This window comes from uncultured Draconibacterium sp. (assembly GCF_913063105.1).
Lineage (GTDB): Bacteria > Bacteroidota > Bacteroidia > Bacteroidales > Prolixibacteraceae > Draconibacterium.
In genome coordinates this window covers 44,344-62,258 of sequence record NZ_CAJXYQ010000019.1, presented here as the reverse complement: position 1 = coordinate 62,258, position 17,915 = coordinate 44,344, and the positions used below count along the sequence as shown (strand labels likewise).

The window sequence follows — 17,915 nt, the reverse complement described above, 5'->3', positions numbered from 1 at the left end:
AACCAGTTAGCGTAAAATGAACGATTTTGTGACCCTTATTTATAAGTGGTATAAGTTAAATAAGCGCGATTTACCGTGGCGCGACGATAAGGATCCATACAAAATATGGCTCTCAGAAATAATTTTGCAACAAACACGTGTAGAGCAAGGTACGGGGTATTTTACCCGGTTTACTGCCACCTATCCGAGCATAAAACACCTTGCCAATGCTGCAGAAGATGAGGTATTAAAATTATGGCAGGGACTTGGTTATTATTCCAGGGCAAGAAACTTACATGCCACGGCTAAAATTATTTCGAGTTTGTATGATGGCGTGTTTCCGAACGATTACAAAACCATTTTAAGCTTAAAGGGCGTGGGGCCCTACACTGCTGCCGCCATTGCGTCTATTGCTTTTAATTTGCCCTACCCCGCTGTTGATGGAAATATCTATCGGGTACTGGCCCGTTATTTCGGAATTACCACCCCAATTGATTCGGTGCAGGGTAAAAAGGAATTTCAACAGCTGGCAGAAGAGCTGCTTACCGAACACGATCCGGGTATGCACAACCAGGCTTTAATGGAATTCGGTGCTTTACAATGTGTACCAAAATCGCCCAACTGCACTATATGCCCGCTTAACAACAGCTGCCATGCCTTTATTAATAATAGTATAAGCCGGTTACCGGTTAAAGAAAAAAAGACAAAACAACGCAAACGTTTTTTTTACTATTATATATATGATGAGGGAGACAGTATAATAATGGATAAAAGAACTGGCCAGGATATTTGGCAAAACCTTTATCAACTCCCCTTGCTTGAAACTACCAACCGCCTCTCTGATGAGGCCTTGCTAAAAAACCAATTACCTGTAAGCGCCGCATCTTATAGTATAAAATATATATCGCCTGAAAAAAAACACGTATTGAGCCATCAAATTATTTACTCCAAAACAATTTATATAGAAGTTATGTGTAATGTTAATATTCCTTCGCCTCTAATTCGGGTAAATAAAAAAGATATTTCTAAATTTGCTGTACCCCGACTGGTTGAACAATTTTTAAACGATGCCGGGTTGGGTGATTAAAATTAAAACCGGTGACTAATTGCAGAAAGTTATTTGATCTGAAAATGTTAACCAAATAAAATTATAGCTATGTCAGTAAATAAAGTTATTCTTGTTGGAAATGTAGGGAAAGATCCTGAAGTACGTCATCTTGACACTGGAGTTGCAGTGGCAAATTTCCCACTGGCCACCTCTGAGAGTTATAACGCAAAAAATGGTGAGCGCGTTACTACAACCGAGTGGCACAACATTGTTTTATGGCGAGGCCTGGCCGAGGTAGCAGAAAAATATGTTACTAAAGGACGCCAGCTTTACATCGAAGGTAGAATACGAACCCGCTCGTACGATGATAAAGACGGGAACAAACGCTATGTAACAGAAATTTATGGCGACCAAATGCAAATGCTTGGCAACCGTGCCGATAACCAAAATGCACCGGCCCAAAGCGGAACCCCACAAAGCAGTGCTGCTACCCCTCAAATTTCGGAACCGGATATTGAAGAGCCGGAAGGAGATGAGGATCTTCCTTTCTAACCAAAATCATAAAATTTGGAAACAGAATCGCTTTTAAGTTCAGCCGCAATTGGCTCCTGGCAAATTCAACTGCACCCTATAAGTTTTGGAATAATAATTTCGATTGTTATCGTTTTGTTTTTGCTGTTTAGCTCAGCATTGATAAGCGGTTCTGAAGTTGCCTATTTTTCGCTTTCGGCAAGCGAAAAGCAAAAACTAAAACACAAAGGTAAAACCAACCAGCGGGTATTGAGCAACCTCGAAAACCCCGAAAAACTGTTGGCTACCATTTTGGTTGCCAATAATTTTGTGAATGTGGGTATTGTTGTGCTAACCGCATACATCTCAAACAAATTAATATCGTTTGTCAATGCCCCAACGCTTGAATTTGTTTTTCAGGTTGTATTAATTACCTTTTTTCTTTTACTCTTTGGCGAAATTTTCCCTAAAGTATATGCCACCCACTTTGCCCTGCAGTTTGCACGCTTTATGGCATTGCCCCTGCAAACGCTTGAAAAATTGTTCCGGCCTGTTAATGCCATTTTAATATCATCAACCAGTTTTGTAAACCGGAGGCTGCAAAAGCATGTAAAAAACATTTCGATGGATGAAATTTCGCAGGCGCTTGAACTAACATCAGACCAGGAGCTTTCGGAAGAAAAAGAAATACTTGAAGGAATCGTAAAATTCGGAAATAAAAGTGTAGAAGAGATTATGACTCCCCGCGTTGATGTCATCTCGTTGGATATCAGTACCAATTTTGAAGAGGTCTTGGAGATAATAAACGATTCAGGCTATTCTAGAATTCCGGTTTATATCGATTCGTTTGACAATATTAGTGGCCTTCTTTACATTAAAGATATACTTCAGCACAGCCATAAAACCAAATCGTTTAAATGGCAAACTCTAATTCGGCCACCTTTTTATGTACCCGATACAAAAAAGATAAGTTCGTTACTCGAAGAGTTTCAGAAAAATAAAATCCACCTGGCTATTGTTGTTGATGAGTATGGCGGCACTTCGGGTATTGTTACCCTTGAAGATATTCTGGAAGAAATAGTAGGCGATATTACTGATGAATTTGATGAGGAAGAAAATTTCTTTACCAAACTATCAGACGATAGCTACCTGTTTGATGCAAAGGTGCTACTGGGCGATTTTTATAAAATTGTGAATTGCGACGACACTATTTTTGACGATGTTAAAGGTGATGCAGATACCCTCGCCGGTCTAATCCTTGAAATAAAAGGGGAAATTCCTACGTTAAAAGAAAAAGTAAAATGCAAAAATTTTGCCTTTACAATTGAAGAAGTTGATAATCGACGAATAAAACAAATAAAAGTAGTAATTGGCGAATACAGGAAAAAGTAATTCAGAAATAAGCATGATTAAATTTATAACACACAATACACGAACTAAAAACATGCATTTTCTACCTTTTTTTGTGTTGAATAACAACCTCAGAAAAGTAAGCCTGCGAATTTTAAGTTTCTTTTTTATTGTATTTCTATTAGTCAGCTGCAAAGAAAGTTACACCCCAAAACCCCGTGGCTATTTTCGAATTGATTTTCCCGAAAAAACGTATGCTGAAATTACAGGATCGTATCCGTATAAATTTGAGATTCCGGCCTATGCCCGGATAGAAAAAGACAAACGAAACTTAAACAAACCCAATTGGATTAACGTATCGGTGCCTGAGAACAAAGTTGAGGTTCATCTATCATACTACCAATTAAATGGAAAAAAAGAAGCCCGGAATTCGCTTTTGATGGAATTGATGGAAGAAACCCGCTCGCTTGCCTACAAACACACCATAAAAGCTGATGCTATTGACGAACGCCTTTTTCTGAATCCCAGGCAAAAGGTTTATGGCACCATTTATTCTATTGAAGGCAATGCCGCCTCACCTATGCAGTTTTTTCTTACCGATAGTACCAATCACTTTCTACGCGGTGCTTTTTATATTCGCGAGGTTCCCGACATCGATTCTCTGCAGCCCGTAATCAACTTTTTTGAGCCAGACATTATTCATTTAATTGAAACCACAAGCTGGAACGAATGCCATTAATTGATAAAATAGAAAATAATGACGGACTTATTGGTATTTGGGAATTAAGCGAAACTGCCGGCGATCTTGCCAGGCAATGTAAACTTAGCCAAAACGAAAAAGACCAATTGGCTTCCTTTAAATTTGAAAAAAGACAAAAGGAATTTGTCGCCAGCCGCCTGTTGCTGCAACATCTTTTACCTGAACCAGGCGAAATCAGTTACCTGCAACCGAGTGGCAAACCTGTATTAAACCCGAAATCCTTAAATATCAGCATATCGCATTCGGCCACACTGGCAACAGTTTATTTATCGAAAAAAAACATCGGGATTGATGTGGAACAAATAAACCGTAATATCGATCGAGTTGTTAAGCGTTTTGTGCATCCTTCTGAAACTAGTTTTTTACAACAATCAGACGACCCTCAGTTCCTGAAAATTTTGCTTTGGTCGGCCAAAGAAGCTATTTTTAAATGTGCGGGTATACAAGGCGTTCAGTTTAACGAACAAATTATTATACCACCATTTAACTACCGGCAACAATGCGAATTCTCGGGTAAACTTATTTATCCCGATGGAATTATAACCTTCGGATTGTCGTTCCGAATAATAAAGGACAATGTGCTGGTGTACTGTTTTCAACAATAAAACATGATTATGAATAAAGCAGAAAATCAAATACTCATCATTTTTGGAGCATCAGGAGATTTAACAAAACGCAAACTGATACCGGCCCTTTTTGAACTGTACAGGCAAAAGCTGTTACCCCAAAAGTTTGCTGTTCTGGGGGCTTCCCGATCAGCGCTGTCTGATGAAGATTTCAGAAATCTTGCCAACGACTTTCTTCTGGATAATGAGCAGCTGGACGCCTTCAAGGAACTTTTATTTTATCAATCTGTTCAGAATAATTCTGCCAACGACTTTGTTCCGTTAAAAGAAAGGCTTGACAAATTATCAAACAAACTTGGCATAACAGCCAACTACATTTTTTATTTGTCTACTCCCCCCTCGTTATATCCGGTAATTCCCCGCTTGTTATGCGAAAACGGCCTTACCCGGTCGGAAAAATACTTCAGACGTTTAATTGTTGAAAAGCCTTTTGGCACCGATTTAAACTCGGCAAAAGAATTAAACCAACAACTCTTAAATTATTTTGAAGAAGAACAGATTTACCGCATCGATCATTACCTGGGAAAAGAAACCGTACAAAACATGTTGGTAACCCGTTTTTCGAATGGTATTTTTGAACCTCTTTGGAACCGCAGGTACATTGAGCGGGTGGAAATAACATCGGCGGAAAGCCTTGGCGTTGAAGGCCGGGGTGGTTATTACGACAATTCAGGGGCTATGCGCGATATGCTGCAAAACCATTTGCTTCAGGTGGCAGGTTTTGTAGCCATGGAACCTCCGGTTGTAGTTGAGGCCAATGCCATAAGAAACGAGATTCTCAAAGTTTTTCAATCCTTGCGAACCATTCGCGAGAATGAGGTTTCGAGGTATGTTATTCGTGGCCAGTACACCGCATCGCATATTAACAATCAAAAAATAAACGGATATCGCGAAGAGCCCGGCGTTGCCAAATTTTCGAGAACAGAAACCTTTGTGGCGCTGAAGTTTTTTATCGACAACTGGCGCTGGGCGGGTGTTCCATTCTATATCAGAACGGGCAAAAAACTGCCTACCCGCGTAACTGAAATCGTTATTCATTTCAGAAAAGTCCCTCACCATTTATTTGGAGATACCGGAACAGGCGGAAACAACCAATTGATAATTCGTATTCAACCTGATGAAGGGATACTTTTAAAATTTGGAATGAAAACACCGGGAGCCGGTTTTAAGGTACAAACCGTAAACATGGATTTCCATTATTCTGATTTGGCCGACAAGAAAGTTCCGGCCGCTTACGAACGCCTTTTACTGGATTGTATGCAGGGCGATGCAACACTTTATGCTCGGGGCGATGCTGTTGAGGCCGCCTGGGAATTTGTTCAGCCAATTATAAATGCCTGGGATACCAATCCGGAAATACCCATTTACGGCTATCCTGCCGGAAGTTGGGGACCTGAAGACACGGACAAGCTTATTGTTAATGGCAATTGGCGCTACCCTTGCAAAAATTTAACAAACGATGGTTTGTATTGTGAACTATAATCTGCATATATTTGTGTACAAGCTATAAACAAATAACTATGGAAACCTTTACTGAAGTAAAAATATTTTCGAAAAAGAAAAATGTTTACAAGGCCATTGCTAAAGAGATTATCAAAATGGTTCATAATTCGAATCAGGAAATTTTTGATATTGCTCTTTCGGGAGGAAACTCGCCAAAAGGTCTTTTTAAAAAAATCAGTAAAAAGTATGCCGACCAAATCCCATGGCAACGTATTCATTTGTGGTGGGGCGACGAACGTTGTGTTCCTCCCAACGATGAACAAAGCAATTACAAAATGACGGTGGATTACCTCATCTCTACTATAAATATCCCGAAAAGCAATATTCACCGTATTAAAGGCGAAAATGAACCGGAAGCAGAAGCATTACGCTACTCGGAGGAGCTGGAAACAACGTTAAACTCCAGGGGAGAAGATCCTGTTTTCGATTTAATTATTCTGGGATTAGGCGACGACGGCCATACTGCCTCCATCTTTCCTGATCAGCTGGAACTTTTTGAGCACGAACAGAGCTGTGCAGTTGCCGTTCATCCCATAACAGGACAAAAACGTATTACCATAACCGGCAATGTATTAAACAATGCCAACCGCGTATTTTTTATGGTTACAGGAGCAAACAAAGCACTACGTGTTGCTGAAATTATGAACGACAACGATGCTGCACAATTGCTACCTGCGTACTATATTTCGCCGGCAAACGGAACGCTTACCTGGTTTTTAGATGAAGAAGCAGCTGCTCAAATTTCCTGATAAACTGCACCTGACAGTTCATTAAAGAACCATTGCTAACGGGCTGGGCTAATCCCAAGAATGCCTTCTCCAAAGCGAATTGTTTCGGCAATTACATTTTCAACACTTCCTGAGGTTAATTCGCAGGCAATAACGTGATCTCCGGCCTCCGGAAATGCCTTTTTTACTTTTTTCGCCGGTAGTGTTCCCAGGGCATCAAACATTTTTTGCATCGCATCAACACTAACTGTTTCGTCCTGGTTCTCTGCATCTTTGTAGTAATAGCCTAAAAATACAGGTGCCGTTACCCGGCTAAAGGTTTCTTTTGTCATGGTGGCTTCTACCAGTTGTTGCAAATAAACCAGGGCTTCTACCCGGTATTTACAGTTCCAGTACTGACAAGCTTCCGATTCCGGGTCATCTTCAGAAATCCGGTATTTTCCTTTCATTACTTTTCTTCCGATTTGCAGGCCCCAGGGTTTTGACAACAAGGCCATCGAACTATTCCGGACTTTAATATTCGGGGAATAAAGAATCAGGGCATCAACGTATTCCGGAAAATCAGCCGCCAATTTCAACCCCAGTGTTCCTCCGGTTGAAGTACTCATTATAATAACTTTTTTACCCAAACTACGGGCAACCATTAATGCTTCTTTTGCCGAGGCATAAAGTTCATCGGGGGTCATATTCAGTAACGGATCTTCAGTTATCAAGCCATGGTCGTGTAAACGTGGCACATACAAATTATACCCAAAATAACTGGCAAAACGTTCATGCGCAGGGTAGCCTTCGTACCACGATGCTGAAAATCCATGCAGGTAAAGCACACAAAAACCGGTACGTTCTTTCAGGCTATCGTTTGCCCATATTATTCTCGATTCATTATCCGGCTTAATTGAAAAAGCTGCTTCTTTTCGTTTCACAAATGTTTCGATATTGGCAATACTTGCCGATAGCGATGGCAAATCTTTATTTAACTCGGGTTTTGGTGGTTTGGGCCCCAGCAAATAAGTAATTATAGCCAAAAGAATCAGTAGCAGAAAAAAGCGTTTAATTCGTTTCATAATAAAAATGTGAGTACACCGAAACTGTAAGTCGTACTTTTTTATCGCAGTCGGCCAATTTGCGGTGTTTATTAATTGAAGGGTAAGATACGGGAGTTCGTTGAAATATTGCAAATCAAAACAGAGATTTTAACAAACAGAATCAAAAATCGATGGTAAGTTGAATGCTCCCCTGCTTGTCTTCTTCGTTTGTAAAATTTGACAAGGTTAACCCTAACAATCGGATGCCTTTTATAAAACCACCTTCAACATTAAGCAGTGCACGGCTTTCATCAATAAATTGTTGTTTGGTAACAAAATAAGGCTCCAGAGTAATACTTCTGGTATGTTGTTCAAAATCGGCGTATTTATATTTTAGGGTTAAGGTTTTGGCTTTAACCGTTGCCCGCTGAGCCCTTCCCCACACTTTTTCGCCAATTTGCACCAACTCGTTTTCCAAATCATCCGTTAGAAATAAATCATGGCTGAAGGTATTCTCTGCTCCAATCGATTTTCGTTCGCGCGAGGGTTGCACCTCGCGATTATCTATGCCCCGGCAAATATCGTAATAATAATTACCGGCTTTGCCAAACATACGGCTTAGTTCCAGCCGTTCAATCAATTTTAAATCGCGGCCATACCACACCCCCATTTCGTTCAGTTTTTTTGCGGTAACTTTTCCAATACCAAAAAATTTTCGAATTTCCAGCCTATCAATAAAATCATTTGCCATAGCCGGAGTTACCACAAACATGCCATTTGGCTTATTGATATCGGAAGCCACTTTTGCCAGAAATTTATTATACGACACCCCCGCCGAAGCAGTTAAACCTGTTTCTTCCAGTATTCGTGTCCGTATTTCTTTTGCAATAAGCGTTGCCGAGGGTAATCCTTTTTTGGCATAAGTAACATCAAGGTAAGCCTCATCTAATGACAGTGGTTCTACCAAATCGGTGTATTCCAAAAAAATACTTCTGATTTGAGTAGAGATTTGTTTGTAGCGCTCGAAACGATGTTTTACAAAAATAAGGTCGGGGCATTTGCGTTTTGCCACTTTCGACGACATGGCAGATCGAACTCCGAATTTACGAGCCTCGTAGCTGGCTGCAGCAACCACACCACGGTCGCTTGTTCCGCCAACAGCCACCGGTTTTCCCCGCAACTCCGGATGGTCAAGCTGCTCAACCGATGCAAAAAAAGCATCCATATCAACATGAATTATTTTCCGGTTTTGCCCTGTAATCATTTTTTTTCGAATGTGCAACTTACGAAAATAACTAAGTTCTGCTATTTTTTATTGTACAACTACCGATAAGCAGCATTACTATGCGCAAGCAAATATTTTCTTAATATATTAGCAAAAAATAGGATTACAGAGCAAAATGGAGACCACAGATATTTTAATAAAAATCAGGAAGATTGTTCGTTCTGTAGATATTGAATCTAAAAAAATTCAGAAGGAACACGGAGTAAGCATACCACAGGTGTTATGTTTGAACTATGTACACGATTCGCCCAACTATCAATCCACGCAAGGGGAAATAAGGAAGTTTTTAAACTTGAATCCCAGCACCGTTAGTGGCATAATTAACCGCCTGGAAAAAAAAGGCTACCTGGCACGGCTCCCAAAATCGGGCGATAAACGTGTAGTAAATATTGCCTTAACCTCCGCAGGCGATAAGCTGCTAAGCTCTATTCCCGCACTTTTGCACGAAGAATTATCGAAAAAGCTACTACAGCTTAACGAAAAAGAGCTGGAGACAGTGGAGGCCGGATTAAATACCCTGGTCAGGATTCTTGATATTGAACAGGTTGAAGCCTCTCCCCTAATCACTATTGATTCAGAGCTGGAAACAAATGACGAAACACAACAAACTTTGTAATTTAAATTGAATTAATGAATTGCGTCTAATATCTGTTCATCTTCGGTTGTTTCACCCTTGGCCAGGTTTATAGCCGTTTCAATTAATGCCAAATGCGAGTATGCCTGCGGAAAATTCCCCAGCAAGCGTTTGGTTTTAAAATCGATATCTTCGCTAAACAATCCAACATGGTTACTATAAGAAAGCAGTTGCTCGAACAAGCCAGTGGCTTTTTTGCGTTTGCCGATGGCGTTTAAGGCATTAATGAGCCAAAACGTACAAATAGTAAACGACGAACTTGGCAAGCCAAAATCATCCTTATTTTTATACCTGTACATAAGGCCATCAACACAAAGCTCCTCTTCTGTTGCCTGTACCGTTTTTACATAACGCTTGTCTTTTGCATCAATAAAACCGTAAGGTTCCATTAATAGCGTTGATGCATCAAGATCGGTAGAGCCATAAAACTGGGTGAAAGCCCCAACTGTTTCATTCCAGGCATTTTCAAATATATCTTGTTGTATGGTGTCGGCCAGCGCTTGCCATTCTTCTTTATATTTTTCCTTATGAATAAAATCGGCAATTTTTATAGCTCGGTCGATAGCTACCCAGCACAAAACTTTTGAGAAAGTAAAATGTTTTTCTTCTGTTCTGATTTCCCAAATTCCTTTGTCGGGTTTTGTCCAGTTATTGGCAACCGTTTTAACAATACTGCGAACAATAGTCCACAAGGCCTCACTGTCTTCAAGCGATATTTTAAACTCGGTTAACTGTTGGTAAATAACATCCATCAGTATTCCATAAATATCGTTTTGTTTTTGCAGATAGGCCGCATTCCCAATACGTACCGGATAAGAATTTTGATACCCCGAAAGATGCTCCAGAGTCTCTTCCTCCAATTTCTTTTCACGGTTTATGCCGTACATAATCTGAATTTTCTCATCCTTGTCGGGAATAATATCGATTATAAAACGCATAAATCTTTTAACGGTATTCAGATGCCCTAAACCCGACATCACTTTTATAACCATTGATGCATCGCGTATCCAGCAAAAACGATAATCCCAGTTGCGCTCCTCGCCAATTGTTTCGGGTAAAGATGTAGTTGCCGCAGCCAACACCGCCCCCGATTTATCATAACTCAACAACTTTAAAACCAGCGCACTTCTTACAATCTGGTTATTGTATTTTATAAACGAAGTTAGTTTGTTGGCCCATTCAAGCCAGTATACTTTCGTTTTCTGAAGTTTAAGGTACTGCCTGTCCAGAGTTTGATTCAATAATTTTTGATCGTAGGATACCAGTAAAAAAGCATTTTCTGTTAATTGAATCTCTTCTTCATTTAAAATGGATTGTTTATCCAGATCAGTATAGAGATACAATGAGTCGTAATCGCCTTCTGTAGTGTAGCATTTTATATACTCCTCATCATCCACTAATCTTGTTTTAAAACGTGCATATTCCACCTTGGGGTTGTACCTGATTTTAAATACCGGTTTCCCGTATTTATATTTTATATACCTAATAATTTCGGGTGGTGTAAAATAACCAAACTCGTTGGTTTTGTAGCGTGGCATAAAATCTATCACTTCAAAACACGAGTCGTGGTTTTTAAATAATGTTGAAACAATATTGGTGGTTCTGATATAGGTTTGGCTGATCTTATAGCTATCGTCAACCAAAAACTCCATGCTCCCCCCCTTTATTTCATCCAGTATTTTTGCAAAAACCGACGATGAATTAAAGTCGGGTAAACAACACCAGTCAATCGAGCCCTTTTCAGATACAAGTGCAGCGCTTTTACAATTTCCAATTATTGCGTAGTTCAAATTATCCATAAGCGCAACCTAGCTAAATTTGAATGAGAATAATAAGAAAGCACGAAATCAGTTTAATTTTTAACTATGATTTTACAAGCTCCGATAAAAACGCTCTTACTTCCTTGTAATTATTCAGGTAATATTTTGCTGCTGAATTTTCGGTACCCACCTTTACCGTGTGTGCGTTTTCGGGTAATTCTTTAAACAAAAATTCATCGGTCCAATCATCGCCCATTGCTAAAATAAACTGAGCCGGTTTTTCATGAATAAAATCGCTGGCTGCCATGCCCTTATTTATACCCGAAACCTTTATTTCAATTACTTTTTTCCCTTCTAAAATTTCTAAATCCTGGTTAATAATCAGATTCGAAATATCATGTACCAAATCAAGTGCCCTTAATACACCCAATTCAATATCGGCTTTTCGGTAATGCCAAACCAACGAATAGGTTTTTTCTTCTATTAAACTACCCGGTGTACGATCAACATAAGATTCCAACACGGGCATAATATTATCTTTCCATTCGTTATGTACCGGTTTTCTTTCCATCCAGCCTTTTCCAACCTCACGCAGCCAGGCGCCATGTTCAGCAATCAAAGTATACTTTCTATTTCCAAACCAGCGATTAAAAGTTTCTCTGTCGCGCCCGCTAACCAATACCAGTGTGGTATTTTTTTGGTCTGCAACCTCATCTAAAAGTTGGTACAGTTCCTCGTCGGGCCCTGCCGATTGCGGATTGGCAAAGAAACGTTGAAGTGTTCCGTCGTAATCTAAAAACAACACTTTTGATTGAGCTTTTGCAAACTCATTAACTATTTTGCTTTTTATAGATGCTGTAATTTTTCGTGCGTGGTGTTCCGATTGTTTTTCGATGGTATTATGCAAGGCTGTCATAAACTCTGAAGCCCACTTGTGAATATCGTAACGTTTAATGCGCTTCTGCATCGTGGTTATGGCCTTTTCGCGCTCGGTTTCCGAAATTGTTAAAGCCTTGTAAATAGCATCTCCAGTATCATGAATATTGTTCGGATTTACCGCAATTGCCTCACCGAGTTCTTTTGATGCGCCGGCCATTTCGCTTAAAATTAATACCCCTTTATGGTTTACTTTTGATGCCAAATACTCCTTGGCTACCAGGTTCATTCCGTCGCGTAATGGAGTAAGCAAGGCCACATCTGCCGAGCTGTAAAGTTCGATCAGGTTTTCGAAAGGAACAGAACGATAAAAATAGATTACGGGATTCCAGTTTAATGTACCAAATTCGCCATTAATGTTGCCAACAAGCACATCTACCTCGTTTTTAAGATTCTGGTATTGTTCTACATCGGTTCGAGATGGTACAGTCAGCATTATCAACGATACTTTTTCTCTGTACTCAGGATGTTTTTCAAGAAAATACCTGAAAGCATTCAGACGCTGCGGAATTCCCTTGGTATAATCCAGACGATCAATAGATAAAATCAACTTTCGGTCGGGCATACTTAATAAAAACCGGTCAATATCCTGGTGTTCTTTTGAGCGTTCCTGAACCGGTTTTGTTTGAATTTCGAGCGCATGCGTTTCAAACTTTTTATAATCAATTCCCATCGGAAACACATCAATAAACACCTGCCGTCCATCAAGTTTTATTTGGTTAAAATCAACATCATACCCCAGCAAACGCTTTACGGAACTAATAAAATGGCGTGCATAATCATAGGTATGGAAACCTATCAGATCGGCACCGAGCAGTCCGTTAACTATTTCCTCGCGCCAGGGTAAAATCCGAATTAATTCATATGAAGGAAAAGGAATATGCAGAAAGAAACCGATGGTTAAATCCGGTCGTTTTTCGCGCAAAATATTGGGCAACAATAATAACTGGTAATCGTGCACCCAAACCACATCATTTTCTTCGGCATTGGCAATAATGGCCTCTGCAAAAAGTTCATTTACTTTACAATATGCCTCCCAAAAAGTTTCGTTAAACTCTGCAAACTCGGTAAAGTAATGAAACAATGGCCAAAGGGTTGCATTGCTAAATCCATCGTAATAATTCGTAATCAAATCTTCGTTTAAAAAAACGGGTAAACATTGTTCTGTTTTTAACAAATTACTTACTTCATCGGCTTCTTTTTTATTTTTAGGCATTACACCCGGCCAGCCAATCCATACACTGTCGCTGCCTTTATGATATGATTTTAATCCTGTTGCCAGGCCACCCGCACTGGGTGTTATCGTCATTCCTTCTTCACTTCTGTCAATCATTACCGGCAAGCGGTTTGATGCTATTATTAATCGACTCATATTTTATTTCTATAGAAATTAATTTCAATTTACAAATATATTATTAATAATCTCAAATTGTATTAGCATTATGTAAATTCAATATTAACAATAGATTTAACACAAAGTTGAATTTGCATGCCCACATTTTTTTATACTTTTGTTCGCATAGAAACTATTAGGCATGAAAATAACATTGTTTACAAAACAAGAATTGGCAGAACCGGCAATTACAAGGCTAGAAGAACACCCATTCAAACAGTCATTAAAGACCAGAAGACTAAAACATTACACCCCTCCCCTGAGCTAAAGCAGGCTGACGTACTTTGTAATTCTACCAAACCACGATTTATATAAAAACGCATTTTTTTTGAGGAATTTAATAAATATGATTTACAACAACAGACAACAGACAATTGCACATCAGATTGAAGACGAAGCACGACTATCAAAATGGAAAGACTGGAGATGGCAGCTTAAACATTCAATTAAGAGCATTGAGAAATTCGAAGAACTTTTAGGCGTTAAGTTTGAAGGGGAAGAACGAAAGCAACTAATAACAACATTTGAAAAGTTTCCATTATCAATTACACCGTATTACCTTTCGTTAATTAATAGAAATGATTTTAAAAACGACCCCGTATTTAAACAATGTTTTGGGGGTATTGAAGAATTGGTAACCTTAAAGTCGGAATTGGAAGATCCCCTATCAGAAGACAGTGACAGCCCGGTGGAAGGCATAACTCATCGCTATCCTGACAGAGTGTTGTTTCATGTAAGCAACATTTGCAGCATGTATTGCCGCCATTGTACGCGTAAACGAAAAGTTGGCGACATCGACTATGTGCCGTCAAAAGAGCAACTAAAAAAAGGGATCGATTATATCGCCAACACCCCACAGGTTAGAGACGTACTCTTATCAGGTGGCGACCCCTTAATGTTGCCCGATGATAAAATCGATTGGCTACTGAGTGAGATTACTAAAATCCCTCATGTTGAAATTGTTCGTTTAGGAACAAGAATGCCTGTAGTTTTGCCCTACCGCATTACCGACAAACTTGTTGACATTTTAAGAAAATATCATCCACTTTGGATAAATACCCATTTTAATCATCCCAACGAAATTACTTCCTCTGCAAAAGAAGCACTTTCAAAACTAGCAAATGGAGGTTTCCCTCTGGGCAACCAGTCGGTTCTTTTAGCCGACGTTAACGATTGTCCTAGAATTATGAAATCACTACTTCATAAATTGGTGCAAAACCGTGTGCGTCCATATTACTTATACCAGTGCGACCTTTCGGAAGGCTTATCACATTTTCGTACTCCAATTGGAAAAGGTATTGAAATTATGGAAAGTTTAATAGGCCATACCAGCGGATTTGCACGACCAACCTATGTTATTGACGCCCCCGGGGGCGGAGGTAAAATTCCGGTAATGCCTAACTATATTATTTCCTGGTCGACAAATAAAGTGGTTTTACGCAACTACGAAGGAGTAATAACAACTTACAAGGAACCAGACAGTTACGAAACAAAAATGTGCGACAGAAACTGCGAAGACTGCAATCTGGATCTAAATCTTAAAGAAGTTGATGAAACAGAAGCAATTGGTATTGAAAAACTATTATCAGACTCTGATGATGCAATTTCTTTAATACCCGAAGACAATGAACGAATGACAAGGAGGGAAGAAGATGCAGGATAAAATTGAAACTATTGGAAACGGAAGCATTATACAACACGGACAATTAAACCAACGCGTTTACCTGATGAAACTGGATAAAAAAGATTGTCCCACTATAATTCAGGAAATAAACGATTTGGCGCGAAAAAACGGATATACAAAAATATTTTGCAAAATACCGGCTTATGCTGCACCCCAATTTCTTTCAAACGGATTTTTACCTGAAGCACAAATACCAGCATTTTTCGGGAATAAAGAATCGGCATTTTTTGTTTCGAAATTTTTGAGTTCCGACCGTTTACTAAACATCGAAACAGACCGGCTCAGCGACCTCAGTAAAATGCTTGAAGAAAGTAACACAGCACCTGCTCCTGATAAAATTGAAGTGCCTAATGTTACAGTACGCAGACTGGACAAAGAAGATTCTCAGCGAATTACGGAGATTTACCGCGAAGTTTTTATAACCTACCCATTTCCGATATACAATCCGGGATTTATTTTAAAATCAATAGAAAACGGCACCCAATATTATGGAGCCGTAACCGAGGGACAACTCGTAGCACTAGCTTCGGCAGAAGTTGACGTGCAGGGCAAAAATGCAGAAATGACTGATTTTGCCACCCTTCCACAACACCGTGGCCGTAAATTATCGGTATTACTGCTGAATTCTATTGAAAAGGAAATGAAAAAACAAGGAATAAAAACGCTTTATACGATTGCCCGACTAAACTCAATTGGCATGAATAAAACATTTCTAAAATTGAACTACTGTTATTCGGGCACCCTAATAAAAAACACACACATTGCCGGAAAAATAGAAAGTATGAACGTTTTGTATAAACACATTTGATATGAATCTTGGAAACCGTTGTCACTTTGCAGAAACTTGTCCACTTTATAAAGGCGAGCAAAAGTTTAATGATGTTCCTTTACCCATTTTCAGGAATGTATTCTGTAACCGGGGCTTAAAAGGTTGGAAAAACTGCAACAGATACAACGAATTAACCCATAACAAAAAATAAAATTGGAGAAGAAAACATTTATGAGAGAACAAGAAACAATTGAAATTAAAAAAATTAAAAATCCATTTGAAAAAGCCATACTACTTTTCCTTAAAAGCAATGGAAAATACATTTATGGCGATATTATTAAAGAATTAAAACTGCCAACAGCAAAGGGGCAGGAATCAATTTACTCCTTAATGCAAAAAGGCTTGATAAAACATGTCGATCAATCGTCGTACCTTAAGCTTAATGTCGATATCAAATAATGGGCTGGATTGATCTGTCAATTTTTTGCATCTACTTAACCGCCATGCTTGGTGTTGGAGTTTATTTTCTTCGAAAAAATAAAAATACGGATGATTATTTTGTTGGCGGAAGAAAACTCAGCAGTATTCACATCGGATTATCGGTGGTTGCCACAGACGTTGGAGGTGGCTTTTCAATTGGTCTCGGAGGCCTGGGATTTACAATGGGGCTATCAGGTAGCTGGCTTCTATTTACCGGTTTGCTTGGTGCCTGGCTGAGTGCCGTTTTACTTATTCCAAAGGTTGCTGGCCTGGCCCGGCGCAAGGGCTTTCTGTCGTTCCCGCAATTTCTGGAGTTTATTTTTGATAAACGGGTCGCCTTAATTGCAGGGCTCATATCAGCTATCGGTTACCTCGGATTTACCAGCTCGCAAATACTTGCAGGCGCAAAGCTGGCAGCATCAACGTTTAATGGACTGAGTTTGAATAATGCCCTTTTAATAATGGGCACAATAGCGGTTGTATACACTGTTTTAGGGGGGTTAAAAGCGGTAATCTATACCGATACCATTCAGTGGATTATACTTATGATTGGCCTAATTTTTATTGGGCTACCCTTTGCCTATTACGAAATTGGTGGCTACAATGCCATTGTAAATACGCTCGAGCCCGACTTTTTATCGCTTCGAGCAATTTCGTGGCAGCAAATCGTTAACTGGATGTTTACCATTATTCCGATTTGGTTTATCGGTATGACGCTTTACCAACGAATATATGCATCAAAGAATACACAAACAGCACAACGCGGGTGGTTTATTGCCGGCTTATTTGAATATCCGCTAATGGCTTTTATTGGGGTAATGCTTGGAATGTTTGCTCGTGTTGCTATGGAAAATCAACTTTTGCCCGGTTACAATGCTACCAATCTTGATGCAGAAATGGGACTACCGGTTTTACTAAAAACAGTTCTGCCTGTTGGATTTTTAGGCATTGTTCTTTCGGCCTATTTTTCGGCCATAATGTCTACCGCCGATAGCTGCCTGATGGCCGCTTCCGGTAACTTACTTACCGATGTTTTTCGTATGCATAACAGAACAAACAGTCTTCGGTTGTCGCAGGTACTTACCCTGATAATTGGCACCATTGCTCTGCTGTTGGCATTAAAAATGACAAGCGTTCTTGAACTCATGCTTCACTCCTATTCTTTTATGGTTTCAGGAATGATTATTCCGGTACTGGCAGCTCTTTTTGCAAAGAGACCAAACAAAATTGCCGCACTATTCTCCATGCTAACGGGAGGCTCTGTTACATTACTGCTCATTCTTTTAAGAGTTCCCCTACCGTTAAACCTCGATGCAAATATATTTGGAATTAGTGCATCTTTGATTATTTATCTGCTTGTTGCTTCGCTTTCCAAAACAAAGCAAATTTCTATTTAAACTGTTTTATTACTAAAACTAGGGGGCTTAATCAACTTAGAATGATTT

At 39.5% G+C, this 17,915-nt stretch carries 16 protein-coding genes; 12 read left to right on the top strand and 4 right to left on the bottom strand.

Features of this window, described 5'->3' with window-relative positions; translation table 11 throughout:
* Window positions 1–16: 16 nt before the first annotated feature.
* From mutY to pgl, 7 genes are all read left to right on the top strand, one after another.
* Entirely contained in the window at window positions 17–1,066 is a 1,050-nt protein-coding gene (gene mutY, locus QZ574_RS16225) for an A/G-specific adenine glycosylase (RefSeq protein WP_297091445.1), read from the top strand.
* A gap of 69 nt (window positions 1,067–1,135) precedes the next feature.
* On the top strand, window positions 1,136–1,579 hold the full coding sequence (locus QZ574_RS16220; protein ID WP_297091443.1) for a single-stranded DNA-binding protein: 444 nt from the start codon (window positions 1,136–1,138) through the stop codon (window positions 1,577–1,579).
* A 15-nt stretch (window positions 1,580–1,594) separates the two neighbouring features.
* The gene (gldE, locus tag QZ574_RS16215; RefSeq protein WP_297091441.1) at window positions 1,595–2,929 is read left to right on the top strand and encodes a gliding motility-associated protein GldE; all 1,335 of its coding nucleotides are present in this window, start codon (window positions 1,595–1,597) and stop codon (window positions 2,927–2,929) included.
* 13 nt (window positions 2,930–2,942) lie between these two features.
* Entirely contained in the window at window positions 2,943–3,626 is a 684-nt protein-coding gene (gene gldD, locus QZ574_RS16210) for a gliding motility lipoprotein GldD (protein WP_297091439.1), read from the top strand.
* Window positions 3,617–4,252, top strand: coding sequence for a 4'-phosphopantetheinyl transferase superfamily protein (locus QZ574_RS16205; protein WP_297091437.1), 636 nt, complete (start codon window positions 3,617–3,619; stop codon window positions 4,250–4,252). Before gldD ends, QZ574_RS16205 begins: the two co-directional genes overlap by 10 nt.
* A gap of 9 nt (window positions 4,253–4,261) precedes the next feature.
* A complete protein-coding gene (gene zwf, locus QZ574_RS16200) occupies window positions 4,262–5,755 on the top strand; it encodes a glucose-6-phosphate dehydrogenase (RefSeq protein WP_297091435.1) in 1,494 nt (497 codons plus the stop codon).
* 38 nt (window positions 5,756–5,793) lie between these two features.
* Window positions 5,794–6,525 carry a 6-phosphogluconolactonase gene (gene pgl / locus QZ574_RS16195; RefSeq protein WP_297091433.1) on the top strand — a complete coding sequence of 244 codons (732 nt, stop codon included), beginning with the start codon at window positions 5,794–5,796 and terminating at the stop codon, window positions 6,523–6,525.
* Window positions 6,526–6,560: 35 nt separating this feature from the next.
* Here pgl and QZ574_RS16190 read toward each other — a convergent pair whose 3' ends face one another.
* Both QZ574_RS16190 and dinB read right to left on the bottom strand, forming a co-directional pair.
* Complete coding sequence (locus tag QZ574_RS16190; RefSeq protein ID WP_297091431.1) at window positions 6,561–7,568, bottom strand: alpha/beta hydrolase; 1,008 nt, start codon at window positions 7,566–7,568, stop codon at window positions 6,561–6,563.
* Between the two features lie 142 nt (window positions 7,569–7,710).
* Window positions 7,711–8,793 carry a DNA polymerase IV gene (dinB, locus tag QZ574_RS16185; RefSeq protein WP_297091429.1) on the bottom strand — a complete coding sequence of 361 codons (1,083 nt, stop codon included), beginning with the start codon at window positions 8,791–8,793 and terminating at the stop codon, window positions 7,711–7,713.
* Window positions 8,794–8,929: 136 nt separating this feature from the next.
* Between dinB and QZ574_RS16180 the strand changes: the two genes are divergently transcribed.
* A complete protein-coding gene (locus QZ574_RS16180) occupies window positions 8,930–9,430 on the top strand; it encodes a MarR family transcriptional regulator (RefSeq protein ID WP_297091427.1) in 501 nt (166 codons plus the stop codon).
* 11 nt (window positions 9,431–9,441) lie between these two features.
* On the opposite strand, the gene QZ574_RS16175 is transcribed toward QZ574_RS16180, so the two are convergent.
* Both QZ574_RS16175 and QZ574_RS16170 read right to left on the bottom strand, forming a co-directional pair.
* Window positions 9,442–11,247, bottom strand: a complete 1,806-nt coding sequence (locus QZ574_RS16175; protein ID WP_297091424.1) for a glycoside hydrolase family 15 protein — start codon at window positions 11,245–11,247, stop codon at window positions 9,442–9,444.
* 64 nt (window positions 11,248–11,311) lie between these two features.
* The gene (locus tag QZ574_RS16170; RefSeq protein WP_297091422.1) at window positions 11,312–13,516 is read right to left on the bottom strand and encodes a bifunctional alpha,alpha-trehalose-phosphate synthase (UDP-forming)/trehalose-phosphatase; all 2,205 of its coding nucleotides are present in this window, start codon (window positions 13,514–13,516) and stop codon (window positions 11,312–11,314) included.
* Window positions 13,517–13,865: 349 nt separating this feature from the next.
* Between QZ574_RS16170 and ablA the strand changes: the two genes are divergently transcribed.
* The 4 genes from ablA to QZ574_RS16150 all read left to right on the top strand — a co-directional run bounded on the left by ablA (window position 13,866) and on the right by QZ574_RS16150 (window position 17,867).
* Window positions 13,866–15,200 carry a lysine 2,3-aminomutase gene (gene ablA / locus QZ574_RS16165; protein WP_297091420.1) on the top strand — a complete coding sequence of 445 codons (1,335 nt, stop codon included), beginning with the start codon at window positions 13,866–13,868 and terminating at the stop codon, window positions 15,198–15,200.
* Window positions 15,190–16,029 (top strand): putative beta-lysine N-acetyltransferase, encoded by an 840-nt coding sequence (ablB, locus tag QZ574_RS16160; protein ID WP_297091418.1) that lies wholly within the window; start codon window positions 15,190–15,192, stop codon window positions 16,027–16,029. The genes ablA and ablB overlap by 11 nt, the downstream gene beginning before the upstream one ends.
* Before the next feature lie 192 nt (window positions 16,030–16,221).
* On the top strand, window positions 16,222–16,449 hold the full coding sequence (locus QZ574_RS16155; RefSeq protein WP_297091416.1) for a hypothetical protein: 228 nt from the start codon (window positions 16,222–16,224) through the stop codon (window positions 16,447–16,449).
* Window positions 16,449–17,867, top strand: a complete 1,419-nt coding sequence (locus tag QZ574_RS16150; RefSeq protein WP_297091414.1) for a sodium:solute symporter family protein — start codon at window positions 16,449–16,451, stop codon at window positions 17,865–17,867. Before QZ574_RS16155 ends, QZ574_RS16150 begins: the two co-directional genes overlap by 1 nt.
* Window positions 17,868–17,915: the final 48 nt, after the last annotated feature.